The following is a 20,392-nucleotide window of genomic DNA, read 5'->3' on the forward strand; positions in this document are numbered from 1 at the left end:
TTTACGCTGTAAATTTATGATGTTGCCAACGCCCTTGCTTTCCATAAAAGATTTAGAAATTTCTTTTAAACGAGAAAAAGAATTTATTCCTGTGGTTAAAACCATTAGTTATGATGTTTTTCCTAATGAAATTGTGGGTATTGTTGGAGAATCTGGCTCGGGAAAATCCGTTTCCTCCTTAGCGGTGATGGGTTTATTACCCGAAGGAATTTCTAAAATTTCTAAAGGTTCCATTACTTTTCAAGGTCAGGATATTGCAACTTTATCAAATGTGGCATTCAGAAAAATACGAGGTGCAAAAATCAGTATGATTTTTCAGGAACCGATGAGTTCTTTAAACCCCTCTTTAAAATGCGGGGAACAAGTGTTGGAAATTTTACAAGAACACACCTCTTTAAATAATGCCCAAGCTAAAGCCGAAGTGTTGGAACTATTCCAAAAAGTAAAATTGCCTTTGCCTGAAAAGATTTATAACAGTTATCCTCACGAAATTAGTGGCGGGCAAAAGCAAAGGGTAATGATCGCGATGGCCATTGCTTGTAAGCCTCAATTGTTAATTGCAGATGAACCCACTACCGCGCTGGACGTAACCGTTCAAAAAGAGATTATCTTACTTTTAAAAGAATTGCAGAAGGAAACTCAAATGAGCATTCTTTTTATCACCCATGATTTGTCTTTAATTAGCGAAATCGCCAATCGGGTATTGGTGATGTACAAAGGAGAAATTGTGGAACAAGGAGCAACTCAACAAGTGTTTCATCACCCGGAACATATTTATACTCAAGCTTTAATTGCGTCTAGACCTTCTTTAGAAGTGCGTTTAAAACGTTTGCCTACCATTCAAGATTTTTTAGATAAAAAAGTTTCTGCACAAGAAGTGACTCCCGAGCAACGGAAAGTCTTCCATGAAAAACTATACAATACTCAGCCTTTATTAGAAGTGATTAATGTAGAAAAAGAATATTTCTCTAGTGTGGGATTCTTGGGTAAAAAAATTTCTTTTAAAGCGGTAAATCAGGTCAGTTTTAAACTGTATGAAGGAGAAACTTTGGGTTTAGTTGGGGAATCAGGCTGTGGTAAATCCACTTTAGGAAATGCCATTTTGCAATTGGATAAAGCTACTGCGGGTAAGATTTTATTCAGAGGGGTTGACATCACAAAAATAAGTAAAGACGAAATCCGAAAATTACGTAAAGAGATTCAAATCATATTTCAAGACCCTTATTCTTCGTTAAATCCTAAATTAACCGTTGGCGAAGCCATTTTAGAACCCATGCAAGTTCACGGATTGTACGCCAATTATACCGAACGCAAAGCCAAAGTAATTGCTATTTTGGAACGCGTGGGATTAACTGCGGAACATTTTAGTCGTTATCCGCATGAATTTTCGGGCGGACAGCGCCAACGAATTGGTATTGCACGCACCATCGCTTTACAACCTAAATTAATTGTTTGCGATGAATCGGTTTCTGCTTTAGATATTTCGGTACAAGCACAAGTGCTGAATCTACTCAATGAATTAAAAGAAGATTTTGGATTTACCTACATTTTTATTTCACACGATTTAGCGGTGGTAAAATACATGAGTGACCAAGTATTGGTGATGAATAAAGGTAAAGTAGAAGAAATTAACGATGCCGACGAATTGTATGCTCACCCAAAAGCCGAATACACCAAAAAATTAATAGATTCCATACCTAAATAGTTTTTTAACAGACTATTTTCTTTTTAATAATCGATTGTTAATCAAAACAATAACGATTACGTAACAGTTTTTCATAGATTTTATTGCTAAATTTAAGAAACGTGATATTTGTCATAGTTTGCCCTTGTTTACTGCGGTAAATTTGTGTCATAATAAAACAATAACTCTTTTTAAATTTATTATATCATGAAAGACATTAAAGTAATCAAAGCACTGCACGACATCGGAATCACTGGTTATCACCAAGTAGTTTACAATCCGAGTTACGAAGAATTGTATCAAGCAGAAATGAGCCACAAAAACAAAGGCTACGAAAAAGGAACCTTAACTACTAGCGGATGCGTGGCGGTAAGCACAGGTATCTTTACAGGACGTTCTCCTAAAGACAGATACATTGTTAAAGACGAAATTACCAAAGACACTATTTACTGGGATGATAAAGTAAACTTTCCTACTACACAAGAAGTTTGGAACGATTGTAAAAAATTAGTTTTAAAACAATTATCTACTTCTAAAAAATTATATGTGGTTGATGCTTTTTGCGGAACCAACAAAGACACCCGATTAAAAGTTCGTTTTATTGTAGAAGTGCCTTGGCAAGCGCATTTTGTAACCAATATGTTTATTAGACCATCTATTCACGAATTGGAAAACTTTGGAGAGCCAGATTTCGTAGTCATGAATGGTTCTAAAACCACAAACCCTGATTGGAAAGAACACGGTTTAAATTCTGAAAACTTTGTATTGTTTAATCTAACAGAAAAAATTCAAATCATTGGTGGTACTTGGTACGGTGGAGAAATGAAAAAAGGAATGTTCGCCATGATGAATTACTACTTGCCATTAAAAGGAATGGCTTCTATGCACTGTTCTGCTAACGTAGGTGAAGATGGAGATGTAGCGGTATTCTTTGGATTATCTGGAACAGGAAAAACAACCTTATCTGCCGATCCAAAACGTTTCTTAATTGGTGATGATGAGCACGGATGGGATGATAATGGAGTATTCAACTATGAAGGAGGATGTTATGCCAAAGTAATCAACCTAACTGAAGATAATGAACCAGATATTTGGAGAGCGATTAAAAGAGATGCATTACTAGAAAATGTAGTGGTTGATGATGACGGAGTGGTTGATTATGATGATAACTCAGTTACAGATAACACTCGTGTATCTTATCCAATTTATCATATCAATAAAATTGTATTGCCAAGTAAAGCAGGGCACGCTAGCAAAATTATATACTTATCAGCCGATGCCTTTGGGGTACTGCCTCCGGTTTCTATCTTAGATGAAGACCAAGCACAATACCATTTCTTATGCGGATATACTTCAAAATTAGCAGGAACAGAAAGAGGAATCACTGAACCAGAACCATCATTCTCACCAGCGTTCGGGGAAGCGTTCTTAACTTTACACCCTACTATGTATTCTAAAACCTTAGTAGCTAAAATGAAAGAGCACAACGCAAAAGCCTACTTAGTAAATACAGGTTGGAATGGTAAAGGAAAAAGAATCTCTTTAAAAGATACCAGAGCAATTATTGATGCCATTATTGACGGTTCAATTGAAAAAGCAGAAACCAAACACATTCCATTCTTAAACTTAACTGTCCCAACAGCATTGAACAATGTTTCTGAAGGATTGTTAGACCCAAGAGATACTTACAAAGACAAAGCAGAATGGGAAGTAAAAGCTAAAAAATTATCAGCCTTATACATTCAAAATTTTGAAAAATATTGTGATAATCCAGAAGCTATTGCTTTAATCCCTGCAGGACCCTCTTTAGAGTTAACTCCTGAATTAGTGTAGTTCGATTAATCTCTATATATACCCGAAAAAGGGCTGTCTGTAACAAGGCAGCCCTTTTCATTTTTAGTCGATATTTAAATCTTGAATGATTTTTTGGGCTTCAACTTCGTCCTCTTCGCTGACCATTAAAACCACCGAAGCATCTAGGGTTCCAAATCCTGCAAACAAGGCGGATTGAATATCATTTCGACTGACTACTTCAATCCCTTTTTGGGCCAATGTTTCTGTAATTACTGATGCAATAATTTCACTGCCAGAAAAAATAGGTTTCATGTGTTTGAGGTTTATTTGTTGTTAGTTCCAAAATAAAAATAAATACGGAAGATTCGGGGAATATTAATACAATAATTAATAATCTTGCAAAATAGATTAATTAGCCATCCTAATTTTACATTTATCCAAAATGAAAAATATAGTCTTCTTGTTTTTATGCGTTACTGCATTTTCGTATTCTCAAAATATTAAATCTACTCAAAGAATAAAATATAAATCATTAACCGAGGAAGCTATACATAACAGATTTATTAAGGATTCTACGGATTTCCATCTAATTAAGTCCTTAATGGTTATTGATTCCTCATATACAGAAGAGCAGATAGATTTTAAAATAAATGACCTAGATGATTTTATCTTGCCTTTGGCTGTGAAAATTCAAAATCTGAGTAATGAAAACAAAATCAAGTTGATTTATAAATCTGTACATGACAAATATTTAAGAAAATATAAAATAGAAGCGTTTTTTCCGGAAATATTTTCAAGTGGACAATATAATTGTTTAACGGCAACGGCTTTGTATAGTTACGTTTTTGATAAAATAAATATTCCATATCAAATAAAAGAAACTCCAACTCATGTATACCTTATTGCTTATCCAAACGCCGAAAATATATATATTGAAACCACTTTGCCAGGTGAAGCAGGGTCGTTTATTATTTCGGATAAATTAACTAAGGAGTCTGTTGATGAATTAGTTAAGTTGAAATTAATTGATGCTCAACGTTTAGTAGAGGTGGGTTATTCTAAGGCTTATGAAGAATATTTTTACGGAGATCAAAATGCTAAAAAAACCGAATTAGTTGGTATCCAATATTACAATAAAATGGTTATTCAAATGGGACAGCTAAATCTAGATTTAGCCTATCAAAACGCTCTTAAATCAGAGGTTTATTATAAGAGTCAAAGATTGAGTTTCCTAAAAAAATCTATTGCTTCTCATCAGGTTGATAATGTGCTTTTTACAAATATTGACAATTTTTACTGGTTTGTAGAATTTGCTAATTTAACAGATGACTTCGAGTTTCTATATGGTAAATTATATAGAATTATTTCTTCTCATTATCCCAATACTACTAACTTAGAAAAAATCAAGAATTCCTTAGAAGATGTAGTGGATATTAAACTAAGAAACAAATTGTATAGTGTTTACTATTTATTCCATGCCGAAAAAGAATTGGATTATCAAAAAGAAAAAACAGCATTAAAGTATGCTGAAAAAGCTTACGAATTTGATTCTGAAAATATAAATTCTCAGAATATTATTAGTAGGTGTGCAACCAAATCAATGGTCGTTGGAAATATTAGTCAATTAAAGATTAAGGAAATGGAATTAATGGTAAAGAAATATCCTTTTATTGAGCAATTTGGAACTTTTAATGCTTACAAAGGATATGTATTATGCATATTAATTTCCATGGAATTTAGTAAAAATAATTCCACTCTTGGAAATAAATATTTAAATGAATTAAATACATTGGTTAAAAAGTATAAGAACGAAATTGATTTTGACCACTCAGCATTAGGTGCTGCTTATGGAGAAATCGGAGCGTTTTATTACCGACAAAAACAGTACAATGTAGCTTTACGTCTTTTAAACGAAGGAAATGTTCTCTCTCCGAACAATGAACAAATTTTAAGAAAAATAAAATTTGTTAAAAGCGCATTAAAGTAAATCTGACGTTTTTCCAAAAAACCCTCCGTTAACAATTGTTAATAACTTTTTGATTTTAGACGAAATCGCCCACTTATGACTAAAATCGCCCACTTATGACCGTTTGCCTGTTAGTAACTTGATTTGCTTCAAAGGCTTTTAAATTCGGACATTCGCGGAATAATTCCTTACTAAATAAATTATGAAAAAAATGTTATTAACAATGACAATATTCTTGTTGAGTTTTGTCGCAACTTTTGCCCAAGTTGTAAAAATCGGGATGATGGGATCTGCTGTTGGAACAATCAACACGGTAGACGATGTAAAGTTATTTCCGCTTGACGGAGAAAACTATTTTGCACCGTCGTATGACTTACAAAGAGGTACTTTTTATTTTAGACAAGACAACACCATTTTATGGGGAGCGACTGCTTTTCCTTCGGGAACAGCGGTTAAAAATTCTGATAATAGAATTTCTATTATGGAAGCAGGCGCCTACACGATTAACTTCAACCGTATTTCAGGCGCTTATAGCATTATAAAAGATGGTACAACCGTTCCGCCAGTTATCGTTGATCCAATTGTTCCGGAACCTGTTATCCCAAATCCAGGAAGAAATATTTATGTAAAACGTGAAGGGTCGACTACTGCACCAAAAATTCATGTTTGGACAAATGATTCTGGTAAAGACGTAGCGATCACCAACACTTCTAGCTGGCCTAACAATTTACCAACTATGACCGCTGATACCGATGGTTGGTTTAAATATAATGTTACAGCAAATAGTGTAGGTACTTTGTTCCGATATGGTACTTTTCAAACACCAGATTATAAATACTACAACCAAGATGTTTGGATTTTATTAAATTCAGATGGAACTCAAAAAACAGTAAGTTTAACAGATTTAAGAGTAGAAACTCCTAAAGTTAGTTTTAGTTCATCACAAACGCCTCAGGCAGATGGTTGTTATTTAGAAAACCAAGAGGTATATATATATTTATCTTCAAATATTCCTAATACTTTAGTTTATTATACATTAGATGGTACCGATCCTATTCCAGGTGTTGGTTCAACAGCTATTGGATATTCTACATTAAGTATCAATGCATCAGCAAGCAGAGTAAAAGCTGTAATTTATAATGGCACTCAAAGAATTTCTGACATTGTTACCAAAGATTATTGTTTCAAAAAAGGAATTGTTACTATTAATGTTAGCCCAGCACCAAATGCAAACGGTAAATATTTTATTGGTCAAAAAGTAACCGTAACTTTAACCTCAAACGCTACCGAATTCCCAATTTGGTACACTACTGATGGAACAGCACCTTATTATATTAGTGGTTCTAAACAAGATTACACAGTTCCGTTTGAAATAACAACTGACGCTGAAATTGGAGCAAACATGTATTTAGGAGGTGGTTGGAGATATGGGCGTTATACTGAAACTGCTTTAAAGTCAATCCAATTCGAAGCAGCTCCAGAAGTGCCAACTTTTACGTATTCAACTACACCTTGGTTAAATGAAAATGGTAAATACAATGCAGGAGCAAACGTAGCGGTTACTTTTAATTTATCTCCTTCAAATCCAGATTGGGATGTGTATTATTCTTTAGACAATCAAGAGGTTGATTTAACTAAAATCAACACAGGAGCAAATACATTAAACCCTATCAGATATTCAGGTGTATTTAATGTAAACAGCGATAAAGTGGTTTATGCTAAATTATATAATGTGAAAACAGGGCAAAGCCAAGGCGTTTCTCCAATGATTTTCTCTTTTGAACCTAGTCAAACGCAAAGAACCATTTATGTAAAAAGAGAAGGTTCCACAACCGCTCCAAGAATCCATGTTTGGACAAATGATTCAGGCAAAGATGTTGCCATTACCAATACTTCTAGTTGGCCAAATAATTTGCCAATCATGACGTCTGACACAAATGGATGGTTTAAATATGCTGTTACTGCGAATAACGTAGGAACTTTATTCAGATATGGCACTTTCCAAACTCCGGATTACAAATACTATAACCAAGATGTTTGGATTACGTTGAATGCAGATGGAAGCAGAAAATCTGTAAGTTTTTCTAAGCCTTACGAAGAAACACCAGTGGTTTTGAGCATGACAAAAGATGTAGAACCAAAAGCTAATGGAAAATACAATTTAGGAGCTTCGGTTAAAGTTACTTTTACTTCTAACGGAGGCGGTTACAAAAGATATATTGCTTACACTACTGATGGATCAGACCCTAAAACAAGTTCAACTTATCAGTTGATTGTAGTGAATCAATATGTTCCGGCAGAATTGGTTATTAATTCAAATACTAATTTAAGAGCTATTGAAGAAGGTATTTACCGTTCAGGACCATATTCAAATGAAGTAGCGTTTAACTTCCAATTTGAGCCTGTAAGTATCGTTACCATAACTAAAGACAAACAACCTAATGCAAATGGTAAATATGCTTTTGGAGAAACTGTTAATGTAAGTATTAATAGAACAGAAGGTTGTGGAGGATGTTCTTATGCAGATTTCTACACTGTAGATGGTACTGATCCAAAAACAAGTGCTACTAAAATTGCAGGAAGTTTTGTGACCTTACCAATAAATAAAACTACAACTGTAAGAGCGATTTCGTACCCAAGTATGGGTTCAAGTGCTAACTATACTGATGTTTCTGAAACATTAACTTTTGAAACCACAGTTCCTGTTCCAACCTTTACATTTTCGACTAATCCAGGTCCTAAAAATAATGGAAAATATACTATAGGTACTCCAGTACAAGTAACCTTTAACTTGAGTCCAGTAAGTGCAGATTGGGATATTTATTATTCATTAGACGGGAATGATGTTGATTTAACTAAAATTAATACCGGTGTTAATACTTTAAATCCGATTAGATACGCAGCTCCATTCAACGTATCTTCTAATGTAGTAGTTTACGCTAAATTATATAACGTTAAAACTGGTCAATCTCAAGGAGTGTCACCGATGAATTTTGAATTTGAAGCTGCACAACCTGAATACACTATATATGTAAAAAGACAAAGTGCTCAGTACAGTAGCGCGCCAAGAATCCACGTTTGGACAAAAGAAACAGGTGTTGATGTGCCAGTTACCAATCCAAGCAATTGGCCAAACAATTTAACATACATGAGTCATATGGGAATGGGTTGGTTTACATATACTACTACTAAACCTCAATTCGGATTCTTATTTGTATTTCCTGACAAAAAAACACCAGATTACAAATACTATTCAAAAAATGTTTGGGTGTTGTTAGATGCTAACGGAAATACGGTTTCAATTACCGACAATATGCCTACAGCAGCAAAAGAAGCTATTGAGGCAGAAGAAGCAGAAAAAGTATTTACAGTTAGTCCAAATCCAGTGTCTAGCAACTTTACTGTGAATTATTCAACAGGCAAAGAAGAAAGTATCAACTTAAATATTTACAGCTTAGCAGGACAATTATTGTACACTGAAAGTTTCCAAACTACGGTATTGCAAAAAGAGTTCAGCGCACAAAACTTACGATTGAGTTCAGGTACCTATATTGTACAAGCACAATCTGCAAGTGGTGTAGAAACTAAAAAGATAATTGTAGAATAACCTACCTACCCAACCAAAGGTTATTTAGTAAAAATCCCGCAACTTTCGTTGCGGGATTTTTTTGTTTCAAGTTTTTTTTGTTTACTTCATTAGTTTTCTATTTACTTAAATTTGGTTTGTTGGTTGAAGTCAAAAACTAAACAACTTGAAACAAAACAAACCTGACCCGAGCGATAGCGAACGGGCGAAGCAAACAAAATTTATAAATCTGACGTTTTTTTGCAAAAATGAGTAAATTTTGATTGTTAATAACTTTTTTTTAGGAAGCGGTTTTTCCCACTTATGACAAATATCGCCCACTTATGACAAATATCGCCCACTTATGGGAAAAACCGCTGTTAGTAACTTATTTTACTAGTAAAGTATTGTAAATCCGATATTTGCATAAATAATAAAATCCTTTAAAAATATGAAAATTCACTTAGCCTTTAGCAGGATAAGCATAGTGCTTATGTTGTTAATAACTGGGTATGTTTCTGCTCAATTTACCAGCAGTAATTTACCAATTGTTGTGATTACCACCGATGGTGGAATCGATATTGTTGACGAACCGAAAGTGCCTGGTTCTATAAAAATTATTGATCGGGGTGCTGGTCAAACCAATTTTTTAACTGATGTAGATAATCCTGCATTTATAAATTATTCGGGTAGAATCGGAATTGAATTTAGAGGGAATACTTCTCAAATTCCAGATAAAAAACCTTATGGTTTTGATACCATGACGGCAGATGATTTAAAAACGGTAGAAGTTTCGTTGTTAGGTATTTCAAAAGGAGACGATTGGATTTTAAACAATTTATCGTTTGACCCAAGTATGATGCATGATTTTATTGCTTATAATTTGGCTAGAAAGATGGGTAATTATGCTGTTAGCACAGTATATTGTGAAGTTGTAGTTAATGGAGATTACAGAGGTTTGTATATTCTACAAGAGAAACCAAAACGAAAAAGAGTAGGTGTTTCCAAAATTGAACCTACAGATGTTAGTGGAATTAATTTAACTGGCGGATATTTAACAGAAGTTGACAGACCTGACCCAGGAATGGTGCCCGCTTGGTCAATGGAAAGTTATATTTCGGGCGCTCAAAATTTTGTTCATATTACGCCAAAGCCAGAGGAAATTGTTCCTGAACAAAACGCTTATATAGAATCCGTTTTCAGAGATTTAGAAAGTAAAGCAACCGATTCAGATGCAGGTACAGGTTACCCTTCTGTAATTGATGTTCCTTCTTTTATTGATTATATGATTGTAGGAGAATTAGGTTCAAGTTGCGATGTTTATACCTTTAGTACAAAATTTTATAAAGATCGTGGAGGTAAATTAATTGCTGGTCCAGTTTGGGATTTTAATTTAGGTTTTGGAACCGACATGTTGTTTGATGGAGCGGTACCCGGAAGAAGTGTTTTAAATCAATGGCAGTTTAACAATTCCGATAACCAAGGACCTAAATTCTTTAAAGACTTATATAACAGATCAACTTATCGTTGTTACATGGCTAAAAGATTTAATGAATTATCTGCGCCAAATAAACCTTTAAATGTTGCTTACTTACATAATTTTATAGATTCTACTGCAGTTATTATTCAAGCTGCTACAGCTCGTGACTATGAAAGATGGGGAACAGAAATGCCGTTTAAAAGAAAATCATTTAACGAAGAAATTACTTATTTAAAGAATTTTATTTCTCAGCGTTCAGCATGGATGACAACTACTTTGGGTAGTTTTACAGGATGTGTTAACACTACACTTCCAAATGTTGTAATTAACGAAATTATGTATAGTCCAAAGGCTTCGACAGCTTTTACAAATGCAGACGCGCAAGAATTTATAGAAATTAAAAATGCAGGCTCAACAGTAGCAGATTTAACCGGAGTGTATTTTAGAGGGGTTGGATTAGGATATCAGTTTCCGCCAAACACTACACTAGCTCCTGGGCAAATTATAGTTTTAGCCAGTAATGCAACTACCTTTGAAGCAAAATACGGTTTTGCTCCATTTGGACAATATGCTTTAAACTTAAATAACACTAGTCAAACTTTAACTTTATCGGCTCCTTTTGGAGAAACTATAGATAAGGTTGTTTATTCAGATAAAGCTCCATGGCCTAATGCAAAAGGAAATGCAAAATCTTTAGAATTGATTAATGCAACCTTAGATAATTCATTAGGCAGTAATTGGTTTACATCTACTACTAATGAAGGAAGTCCAGGGGCAGAAAATAATTTTATACCTACCCCAGTGGCTAGTGTGTCGGTGAGTCCTACAACCGCATCAATTTTAGTAGGCGGAACACAACAATTAACCGCTACCGTTTTACCCGCAAACGCAACTAACAAAAGTGTGAATTGGACTTCAAGCGATAACAATATAGCTACGGTTAGTACCGCAGGTTTAGTTACAGGTACAGGAGCAGGCGAAGTTGTGATAACTGCCACATCAGTAGATGGTTCTTTTACTGCCACATCAACTATAAATGTAAGTCCTATAGTGGTAACAAGTATTGAGACAACTTCTCCAGCTGTAACTATGTTAACAGGAGGAACGTACACCTTAACTACTTTAATCACGCCAGGTAATGCCACCAATAAAAAGTTAATTTACACTTCAAATAACGAATCGGTTGCAACGGTAAGCGCAACGGGAGTGATATCAGCTATTACACAAGGTAACGCAATTATAACCACGACATCTGAAGATGGAGGATTTACTGCATTATCAGAAGTTACAGTAAATACGCCTCCGGGAGTTGTTATTAATGTTAAAAGAGCGGGTTCAACCGAAAATCCTAAAATCCATGTTTGGAGTAAAGAAACAGGAAAAGATATATCGGTAACAAATCCAAGCAACTGGCCTGCAAATTTACCAAATATGACTGCTGGCACTAACGGTTGGTTTACTTATGCCGTAAATAAAACACAAGTAGGAGTTTTGTTTAGATATGCTTCAAAACAAACTCCAGATTTTAAATATTTTGATAAAAACATTTGGATTTCTTTAGATGCAAACGGAAATATTATCGGAACACCTAGTTTTACCAATCCAGATATAATTATTCCTGCACAAAGTGTAAATATAAATCCATCTAGTTTTGAGGTTTCATTAGGAGGAAGCGTAACAATAACGCCTACCGTATTACCAAGTAATGCTTCTAATAAAAATATAACATGGTCATCAAGTAATAATTCAGTAGCTACAGTTAATAACACAGGTGTTGTAACAGGTGTTGCTGTAGGTAATGCCACAATTACTGCCACTACAGTTGATGGTGGATTCACTGCTACATCTCAAATTAATGTAAAATCAATTCCTGTAGAAGGAATAACTATTACAACACAAACGGTTTCATTAGCTGTAAATAGTACACATATCATAACTGCTTCGGTTTTTCCAGTAAATGCATCTAACAAAAATGTTATTTGGACTTCAAGCAATGCAACAATAGCTTCTGTAAATAATTCAGGAACCGTTACGGCTTTGTCTGTTGGAAATGCAGTGATTACAGCTACGACAGTTGATGGAGGTTTTTCAGCATCTGCTCAAATTACAGTTACTCCTGTTCAAGGAATCACCATCAGTGTAAAAAGAGCCAATGCAACGGCTACGCCTAAAATCCACGTTTGGAGCAAAGAAACAGGTATTGATATAGGAGTTACAAATTCAAGTAACTGGCCTAATAATTTGCCAAATATGACTGCTGGCACTAATGGTTGGTTTACATATACAGTTAACAAAACCCAATTAGGTGTTTTATTCAGATACGGAACTTCTCAATCTGCTGATTTTAAATATTTTAATCAAAATGTTTGGATTTCTTTAGATGCAAATGGAAACATAATCGGAACACCTAGTTTTACTAATCCTGATGTAATTGTTCCTACTCAAAGTGTAAGTGTAAGTGCATCAACAGTGTCTTTATCTGTTGGAACTACCCAATCGCTTACTGCTACCGTATTACCAAGTAATGCTTCTAATAAAAATGTAAGCTGGTCTTCTAGTAATACAGCTGTTGCTACAGTTAGCAATTCAGGGGTTGTAACAGCTGTTGCTATAGGTAATGCAACCATTACCGCTACTACCGTTGATGGAGGGTTTACAGCAATTTCAGAAGTTACAGTTACGCCTCCTGTTGGATTTACCATTTTTGTAAAAAGACAAAGTCCAACACAACAAAACCCTAAAATCCATGTTTGGAGTAAAGAAACAGGGATTGATGTAGGAATTACAAATTCTAGCAATTGGCCAAATAACTTACCAAACATGACCATAACAGGTTCAGGATGGTACTCTTATCCAGTGGCTAAATCCCAATTTGGATTCTTATTCAGATATTCAGACAAACAAACGGTAGATTATAAATATTATTCTAAAAATGTTTGGGTATTGTTAGATGCTAACGGAAATACCGTTTCCATTACTGATAATATGCCTGTAGCATCAAAAGAAGCCGTTGAGGTAGTTGAAGAAGCTGAAAAAGTATTCACAGTGAGTCCAAATCCAGTTTCAAGCAACTTTACCGTGAATTACTCAACAGGCAAAGAAGAAAGTATCAACTTAAATATTTACAGTTTAACCGGACAATTATTGTACACCGAAAGTTTCCAAACTACGGTGTTGCAAAAAGAGTTCAATGCACAAAACTTAAGATTGAGTTCTGGCACATACATCGTGCAAGCACAATCTGCTAGTGGTGTAGAAACTAAAAAGATAATTGTAGAATAACCTACCTACCCAACCAAAGGTTATTTATTGAAAAACCCATGACTCTCGTCATGGGTTTTTTGTTTCAAGTTTTATCGCTTCGCTGTTTCAAGTTTATTTTGTTTGCTTCGCCCGTTCGCTATCGCTCGGGTCAGGTTTTTCTTGTTTACTTCACTAGTTTTCTATTTACTTAAATTGGGTTTGTAGGTTGAAGTCAAAAACTAAACAACTTGAAACAAAAAGCACTAAGAAACAAACTCACTAATCAATCCATAAGCATCTGCTTTGGCGACTTCTAAATCAAAGTTTTGTAAAATGATATCGAATTGTGGGGCTACGCTTAATTCTTTTTCGGCTTTAGCCAAACGCATTTGTATTTTTTCTTCACTTTCGGTTTGTCGGGTGCGCAAACGTCTTTCTAATTCTTCTTTAGAGGGTGGCTGTACAAAAACAGCTAACGTTTGTTCTGGAAATTGTTTTTTAATATTCAAACCACCTATTACGTCAATGTCAAAAATGATGTTTTTGCCTTCGTCCCACAGGCGTTGTAGCTCACTTTTTAAAGTGCCGTAGTAATTATTGGCATAAACTTCTTCATATTCCACAAATTCGTTGTTTTGAATCCGTTTTTGAAACTCTTCTGCCGAAATAAAATAATAATCCTTTCCATTGATTTCCCCTTCCCTAGGACTGCGTGAAGCTGCCGAAATGGAAAACGCCAATTTTAATTCTTCTTTAGATAATAAATGCTTTACCAAAGTAGTTTTACCTGAACCCGAAGGCGCGGAAAAAACGATTAATTTACCAGTACTCATTACAAAACGTTTAAAACTTGCTCTTTAATTTTTTCTAGTTCATCTTTCATTTGAACTACTAATTTTTGCATGCCTGCATGATTAGACTTGGAACCCATGGTATTGATTTCTCTGCCGATTTCTTGGCAAATAAACCCCAATTTTCTTCCGTTAGCCTCGTTGCCCTGTAAGGTTTCTAAAAAGTAATTTAAGTGGTTGTTTAAACGTACTTTTTCTTCGGTAATATCTAGTTTTTCTAGGTAATAAATCAATTCTTGTTCAAAGCGATTTTCATCCACATTGGCTTTTAATTCTGTAATGGCGGTTTGTAGTTTATCTTTAATCAAAGTCACTCGTTCAGGATCTAAAGCAATGGCTTCATTCATGAATTTTCGAATATTTTCTATACGACCTATAAATTCTTTTTCGAGAACGGCACCTTCATTTTTTCTGAAAGTAACTATGTTTTGTAAAGCTTCGTCAATCACTGGAATAATTTGTTTCCATTCCTCTTCGTTCATTTCTTCTCGTTCCGTTTTAAACGCATCGGGCATACGAACTGCCATTTGAAGCAATTCTGCATCGGTAGCTTTTGCTAATTCACGCAATTGATTCATATAACCTGTAATAATTCCCGTATTGATTTTAGAAGAAGATTCATCTGCGGTGCTTTCTGAATAAATCGAAAAATCAACTTTTCCACGTTCCAAAAGTGCAGCAATACGATTACGTAAAGTCAATTCCATTTCTCGGAAAGGCGCAGGAATACGCACATTCAAGTCCAATCCTTTACTATTTAACGATTTAACCTCTACGGTTATTTTTTTACCAGAAAGCTGTAAAGAAGCTTTCCCAAAACCTGTCATGGATAGAATCATATTTTCTAAAATAAAGTTGTAAAGGTAATTATTTTGTTGGTTTTGGGTGTTAGGTTTTAGGTAGTGGTTTTTTGTTTGAAGGTTTTGTAAGGTTGCGCGATTAAAAATTCATAATTCACAACTCATAATTCACAATTTACTTCTCCTTAAACCTTAACACCCCTCAATCGTAATTGAACGGTACTTTTTCCGTTCCAGTCATTTTCATCTATGGAATAAACCACACTAAAAGAAGTTTGATTTTTAAGTTTGCTTAAGTGATCTCCTAAATGAAAACCGATGGCTGAAAAACCTTGGGAGTCGTGATTTTTTAAAAATAAATGAAGATGCGAACCATCGCCTATGCATTTGCCAAAACCTGTGTCTCTTACATTTTTGGTTAAAAAAATCGGTGTTGGATTTTGAGGCCCGTAGGGCGCAAATTGTTTTAAAATCCTAATTAATTTAGGCGTGATTTGGTGGAACTCTAAAGTGTTTTCCACGTTGATTTCAGGTTCTAATTGATGGGGCTGAATTTGTTGGGCGACTACTTGCTCAAAACGCTTTTTAAAGGCCAAATAATTTTCAGGCAATAAAGTTAAACCCGCAGCGGCTTCGTGTCCCCCAAATTGAATCATGAAATCCTTGCATTCGTGTAAAGCTTGATACAAATTAAAACCAGGAACAGAACGCCCCGATGCTGCTAAATAATCACCACTTTTAGTGAAAACTAAAGTAGGACGGTAATAAGTTTCAATTAATCTAGAAGCCACAATGCCAATCACGCCTTTGTGCCAAGTTTCGCTATAAACAACGGTGGCGTGGGTGTTTTCTTCTTGATTATCTATGATTTGTTGTAAGGCTTCTTCGGTAATGTTTTTATCGAATTCTCGTCTATCGGCATTAAACAATTCGATTTCTTTGGCCAGTTTTTTTGCTTCGATAAAATCAGTTTGCGTAAGTAATGCCACCGCATAATCTCCGTGTTTGATTCTGCCTGCGGCATTGATTCTTGGCGCTACGGTAAAAACCACATCGGCAATGTCGTAATAGGTTTTCTTTTTTTCTCCAAAAATAGCTTTGATGCCCATTCTGGGTTCGCTGTTAATGATTTGTAAACCATAATAAGCCAGTATGCGGTTTTCTCCGTTAATAGGAACAATATCAGCTCCGATAGCCGTAGCGACTAAATCCAAGTAAGGAACTAAATCTTGTAACGGTTGATTTCTTTTTTGTGCTATCGCTTGAATCAATTTAAAGCCTACTCCACAACCACACAATTCTTTATAAGGATAATTACAGTCTGCTCTTTTGGGATCTAAAACGGCAACGGCTTGGGGCAATTCCAACCCCGGTAAGTGGTGGTCACAAATGATAAAGTCAATATTTTTTGTGGAAGCGTATTCAACTAATTCAATCGATTTTACCCCGCAATCTAACGCAATGATTAATGCACAATCATTATCGTCGGCATAGTCTATACCTTGTTTTGAAACCCCATACCCTTCGTTGTATCGGTCAGGAATATAGGTTAAAACATTTTCGGTATGTGTTTTTAAGTAAGACGACATCAAGGCTACTGCGGTAGTGCCATCTACGTCGTAATCTCCAAAAACAAGTATGTTTTCTTGGCGTTGAAAAGCTTGTTCGATGCGCTGTACCGCCTGTTCCATATCTTGCATTAAGAATGGATCATGCAAATCATCTAGGCTGGGTCTAAAAAACTTTTTAGCTTCGGCGTAAGCAGTAATACCTCGATTTGCTAATAATTCGGCAATGAGTGGTTCTACACCCAAGTCCTTTGTTAATGATGCTACTAGAGCCTCATTGGGCTTGGGTAATAAATTCCAACGCATTTTTTATTTTTTAAGATTGGTGATATTCTATTTGGGTAGATACTTGTGCAAATTTGCGAAACATTTCCATTACGCCGCAATATTTTTCCACAGACAAATTCACCACTTTTTGAATTTTATCGGCATCTAAATTAGCTCCATAAAAATGGAAAATCACGTCCACTTTGTGGTAATATTTTGGATTTTCTTCGGTTAATTCTCCGACTACGTCTATTTTAAAAGTATCTACTTCTAAACGCATTTTTTTTATTAGCATAGCAATGTCAATGCCTGAACATCCTGCTAAAGCTGAAAGCATTAAAGCCTTAGGACGATATCCTTTGCCTTCTCCGCCTATTTCTTGTGCGCCATCAATGGGAACCATAATTCCTGAAGGATTTTCTGATTCAAAAGCTACTCCGCTTACCCATTGGGTAGTAATTTTATCTGCCATAATTCAGTTTTTATTTTTTATAAATAGGCACTGCCGAACAGGCTTCGCCATACATGATACTTTTTGCAAATGGTTGTAATTTTTGAAGCACCCAACTGTAAGCTTGTTGTGGTACAGGTTTTTTAGAACAACCTTTTATAATTACGGGTTTATTTTGGTAAACACTAAAATCAATAGTTTCTAAGGCACTATAATACAAGGCCATTTCTAAATCAGCTAACGAACCATGAACTACTTTTTTAGCTTCTTTAGACACGTATGAACTCACCAGCATAAATGCCCAAGCGGGTAAAATAGCATCGGTAGCACAATGCAACGCCACCAATTTATTTTGGTAAACACTCCAATCAAAATTACTTAAGGTTTCTCTGAAATCTTTTTCCTTCAAAATAAAACCTTCAAACAACCACTGACTCACATCAATAAGCACACGCTCGCCATTGACATAGTAATCTTCTAAGTCAAAAACTTCTAAGGAACTATTGGCTACACGATTTACAATTTCCATTTTTTTATAGATTTTAGATGTTAGATTTTAGACTTTAGATATTAGACATTAAAAATTATTTAATAAAAAATCTGAAATATCATATCTAAAGTCTAACATCTGACTAAAGCATTCCCAACTCCAACTTTGCTTCTTCACTCATTAAATCTTTGGTCCAAGGTGGGTCAAAAGTAATTTCTACAATTACGTCTTTGATTCCGTTGATGGCTTTTACTTTTTCTTCCACTTCTTTTGGAAGGGTTTCCGCCACAGGGCAGTTAGGCGAAGTTAAAGTCATTAAAATTTTAACTTCGGAATCTTCGCTTACCATCACATCGTAAATCAATCCCAACTCGTAAATATCCACGGGGATTTCTGGGTCGTAAATCCCTTTTAAAACCGAAACGATTTGCTCTCCTAATAAATTAGTATCTAAAAATTCTTCCATAATTTTTTATTTTGAATACGCCAACGCGTACATTTTTATTTTTTTTATCATCGAAACCAAACCATTGGCACGGGTAGGCGACAAGTGTTCTTTTAAGCCAATTTCATCCACAAAATCCGTATCTGCTTCTAAAATAGCTTGCGGGGTTTGGTGATTGAACACCCGAATCAAAATCGCCACAATCCCTTTGGTTAAAATAGCATCACTATCGGCAGTGTATTCTATTACATCACCTTTTTTTTCGGCATGTAACCAAACTTTAGATTGGCAACCATTAATTAAATTGTCTTCTGTTTTATACTCTTCTTTTATAAAAGGTAAACTTTTACCCAATTCAATAATATATTCGTAGCGTTCCATCCAGTCGTCAAAACCAGCAAACTCGTCAACTATTTCGTTTTGTATTTCTTTAATGATCATTTTTCTTTTTTTAAGAAAGCATTTGTTGTGCTTTTTTTACTCCCGCTACTAAGCTATCAATTTCTTCTTTGGTATTGTAAAAGGCAAACGAAGCTCTGATGGTTCCCGGAATCCCAAAATAATCCATAATCGGTTGTGTACAATGATGACCCGTTCTTACCGCAATACCTAATTTATCTAAAATAACCCCAACATCGTATGGGTGAATTCCTGCCAAATTAAATGAAATGACCGAAGCTTTTTCTTGAGCAGTTCCGTAAATTTTTAAGCCTTCTATTTTTGAAAGTTCAGTTGTTCCGTACTCCAATAATTCTTGTTCGTAAGCCGCAATATTTTCAAATCCAATTTGATTTAAATAATCAATGGCTTTACCCAATACGATTCCTCCTTCGATGTGCGGAGTTCCTGCTTCAAATTTATGGGGCAAATCAGCGTAGGTAGTTTTGGCAAACGTAACCGTAGCAATCATTTCGCCACCGCCTTGGTATGGGGGTAATTTACGCAACCATTCTTCTTTACCGTATAAGATTCCAGTACCTGTTGGCCCACAAATTTTATGTCCTGAAAAAGCGTAAAAATCACAATCTAAAGCTTGCACATCGGGGCGTAAATGCGGGGTAGATTGAGCACCATCAATTAAAACGGCAGCACCTACCGCATGGACTTTTTCAATGATATATTTAATCGGATTTATAGTTCCTAACGCATTTGAAATATGATTGACTGCTACTATTTTTACTTTGTCTGACAACAAACGGTCAAACTCGGTTAAAATTAATTCTCCATTTTCATTCATCGGAATCACCACCAAATCCGCACCTGTTCTTTCACACAACATTTGCCAAGGCACAATGTTACTGTGGTGTTCTAAGGCAGAAATCATCACTTGGTCACCTGATTTTACAAAAGCTGTGAAACCATTGGCTACTAAATTAATTCCAAAAGTAGTCCCAGAAGTAAATAACACTTCGTGAGTATGTTTCGCATTAATATGTGCTCGAACCGTTTCGCGTGCTACCTCGTAAGCATCCGTTGCTTTTTGACTTAAGGTGTGTACCCCACGGTGAATGTTTGCGTTAATTGTAGAATAATATTCCGAAATGGCATCAATTACCTGAACGGGTTTTTGAGACGAAGCCGCATTGTCAAAATACACCAAAGGCTTACCATTCACCTGTTGGTTAAGTATCGGAAAATCGGCTCTTATTTTATTTATATCGAACATAAACGAAAGTCAAAATCATGAAAGGCAAATTTAAACTATGTTTATTTAAAATCAGTATAAATTAAATTTGAATTTAATCGAAATACTGTATAAACACATTATTAAAATCAATGGGGCGTTTC

At 35.1% G+C, this 20,392-nt stretch carries 14 protein-coding genes; 5 read left to right on the forward strand and 9 right to left on the reverse strand.

From position 1 onward, the window contains the following. Positions 1–19 precede the first annotated feature (19 nt). Both B3C18_RS23065 and pckA read left to right on the forward strand, forming a co-directional pair. Entirely contained in the window at positions 20–1,705 is a 1,686-nt protein-coding gene (locus B3C18_RS23065; RefSeq protein WP_414655359.1) for an ABC transporter ATP-binding protein, read from the forward strand. A 186-nt stretch (positions 1,706–1,891) separates the two neighbouring features. After that, on the forward strand, positions 1,892–3,517 hold the full coding sequence (gene pckA / locus B3C18_RS23070) for a phosphoenolpyruvate carboxykinase (ATP) (protein ID WP_291152397.1): 1,626 nt from the start codon (positions 1,892–1,894) through the stop codon (positions 3,515–3,517). A 63-nt stretch (positions 3,518–3,580) separates the two neighbouring features. Here the strand turns inward: pckA and B3C18_RS23075 are convergent, their stop codons facing one another. Beyond that, complete coding sequence (locus B3C18_RS23075) at positions 3,581–3,790, reverse strand: putative signal transducing protein (protein WP_291152399.1); 210 nt, start codon at positions 3,788–3,790, stop codon at positions 3,581–3,583. A gap of 130 nt (positions 3,791–3,920) precedes the next feature. On the opposite strand from B3C18_RS23075, the gene B3C18_RS23080 reads away from it, so the two are divergent. The 3 genes from B3C18_RS23080 (at position 3,921) to B3C18_RS23090 (ending at position 13,771) form a co-directional block, all read left to right on the forward strand. After that, positions 3,921–5,465 (forward strand): hypothetical protein, encoded by a 1,545-nt coding sequence (locus tag B3C18_RS23080; RefSeq protein ID WP_291152401.1) that lies wholly within the window; start codon positions 3,921–3,923, stop codon positions 5,463–5,465. A 181-nt stretch (positions 5,466–5,646) separates the two neighbouring features. Beyond that, a complete protein-coding gene (locus B3C18_RS23085) occupies positions 5,647–9,051 on the forward strand; it encodes an FN3 associated domain-containing protein (protein WP_291152403.1) in 3,405 nt (1,134 codons plus the stop codon). A 409-nt stretch (positions 9,052–9,460) separates the two neighbouring features. Continuing rightward, positions 9,461–13,771 (forward strand): Ig-like domain-containing protein, encoded by a 4,311-nt coding sequence (locus B3C18_RS23090; protein ID WP_291152406.1) that lies wholly within the window; start codon positions 9,461–9,463, stop codon positions 13,769–13,771. A gap of 224 nt (positions 13,772–13,995) precedes the next feature. Here the strand turns inward: B3C18_RS23090 and gmk are convergent, their stop codons facing one another. The 8 genes from gmk to B3C18_RS23130 all read right to left on the reverse strand — a co-directional run bounded on the left by gmk (position 13,996) and on the right by B3C18_RS23130 (position 20,270). Then, the gene (gene gmk, locus B3C18_RS23095) at positions 13,996–14,565 is read right to left on the reverse strand and encodes a guanylate kinase (protein ID WP_291152408.1); all 570 of its coding nucleotides are present in this window, start codon (positions 14,563–14,565) and stop codon (positions 13,996–13,998) included. Further along, positions 14,565–15,422 carry a YicC/YloC family endoribonuclease gene (locus B3C18_RS23100; RefSeq protein ID WP_291152410.1) on the reverse strand — a complete coding sequence of 286 codons (858 nt, stop codon included), beginning with the start codon at positions 15,420–15,422 and terminating at the stop codon, positions 14,565–14,567. The genes gmk and B3C18_RS23100 overlap by 1 nt, the downstream gene beginning before the upstream one ends. 146 nt (positions 15,423–15,568) lie before the next feature. Continuing rightward, positions 15,569–17,257, reverse strand: coding sequence for a single-stranded-DNA-specific exonuclease RecJ (gene recJ / locus B3C18_RS23105; protein WP_291152412.1), 1,689 nt, complete (start codon positions 17,255–17,257; stop codon positions 15,569–15,571). A gap of 10 nt (positions 17,258–17,267) precedes the next feature. Beyond that, positions 17,268–17,690: an OsmC family protein gene (locus B3C18_RS23110; RefSeq protein ID WP_291152414.1), complete on the reverse strand. Its 423-nt coding sequence runs from the start codon at positions 17,688–17,690 to the stop codon at positions 17,268–17,270. 10 nt (positions 17,691–17,700) lie between these two features. After that, on the reverse strand, positions 17,701–18,198 hold the full coding sequence (locus tag B3C18_RS23115; protein ID WP_291152416.1) for a DUF2480 family protein: 498 nt from the start codon (positions 18,196–18,198) through the stop codon (positions 17,701–17,703). Between the two features lie 103 nt (positions 18,199–18,301). After that, positions 18,302–18,625, reverse strand: coding sequence for an SUF system Fe-S cluster assembly protein (locus B3C18_RS23120; RefSeq protein ID WP_291152418.1), 324 nt, complete (start codon positions 18,623–18,625; stop codon positions 18,302–18,304). 6 nt (positions 18,626–18,631) lie between these two features. Next, the gene (locus B3C18_RS23125; protein ID WP_291152420.1) at positions 18,632–19,045 is read right to left on the reverse strand and encodes a SufE family protein; all 414 of its coding nucleotides are present in this window, start codon (positions 19,043–19,045) and stop codon (positions 18,632–18,634) included. Between the two features lie 10 nt (positions 19,046–19,055). Beyond that, positions 19,056–20,270: an aminotransferase class V-fold PLP-dependent enzyme gene (locus tag B3C18_RS23130; RefSeq protein WP_291152422.1), complete on the reverse strand. Its 1,215-nt coding sequence runs from the start codon at positions 20,268–20,270 to the stop codon at positions 19,056–19,058. Positions 20,271–20,392 lie beyond the last annotated feature (122 nt).

The sequence above is a fragment of the Flavobacterium sp. UBA7680 genome, assembly GCF_002482975.1.
GTDB lineage: Bacteria > Bacteroidota > Bacteroidia > Flavobacteriales > Flavobacteriaceae > Flavobacterium.

Bases quoted from the DNA above. Each gene is read 5' to 3' on its own strand.
- B3C18_RS23065 (WP_414655359.1), top strand. From the start codon at position 20: ATGTTGCCAACGCCCTTGCTTTCCATAAAAGATTTAGAAATTTCTTTT.
- pckA (WP_291152397.1), top strand. From the start codon at position 1,892: ATGAAAGACATTAAAGTAATCAAAGCACTGCACGACATCGGAATCACT.
- B3C18_RS23075 (WP_291152399.1), bottom strand. From the start codon at position 3,790: ATGAAACCTATTTTTTCTGGCAGTGAAATTATTGCATCAGTAATTACA.
- B3C18_RS23080 (WP_291152401.1), top strand. From the start codon at position 3,921: ATGAAAAATATAGTCTTCTTGTTTTTATGCGTTACTGCATTTTCGTAT.
- B3C18_RS23085 (WP_291152403.1), top strand. From the start codon at position 5,647: ATGAAAAAAATGTTATTAACAATGACAATATTCTTGTTGAGTTTTGTC.
- B3C18_RS23090 (WP_291152406.1), top strand. From the start codon at position 9,461: ATGAAAATTCACTTAGCCTTTAGCAGGATAAGCATAGTGCTTATGTTG.
- gmk (WP_291152408.1), bottom strand. From the start codon at position 14,565: ATGAGTACTGGTAAATTAATCGTTTTTTCCGCGCCTTCGGGTTCAGGT.
- B3C18_RS23100 (WP_291152410.1), bottom strand. From the start codon at position 15,422: ATGATTCTATCCATGACAGGTTTTGGGAAAGCTTCTTTACAGCTTTCT.
- recJ (WP_291152412.1), bottom strand. From the start codon at position 17,257: ATGCGTTGGAATTTATTACCCAAGCCCAATGAGGCTCTAGTAGCATCA.
- B3C18_RS23110 (WP_291152414.1), bottom strand. From the start codon at position 17,690: ATGGCAGATAAAATTACTACCCAATGGGTAAGCGGAGTAGCTTTTGAA.
- B3C18_RS23115 (WP_291152416.1), bottom strand. From the start codon at position 18,198: ATGGAAATTGTAAATCGTGTAGCCAATAGTTCCTTAGAAGTTTTTGAC.
- B3C18_RS23120 (WP_291152418.1), bottom strand. From the start codon at position 18,625: ATGGAAGAATTTTTAGATACTAATTTATTAGGAGAGCAAATCGTTTCG.
- B3C18_RS23125 (WP_291152420.1), bottom strand. From the start codon at position 19,045: ATGATCATTAAAGAAATACAAAACGAAATAGTTGACGAGTTTGCTGGT.
- B3C18_RS23130 (WP_291152422.1), bottom strand. From the start codon at position 20,270: ATGTTCGATATAAATAAAATAAGAGCCGATTTTCCGATACTTAACCAA.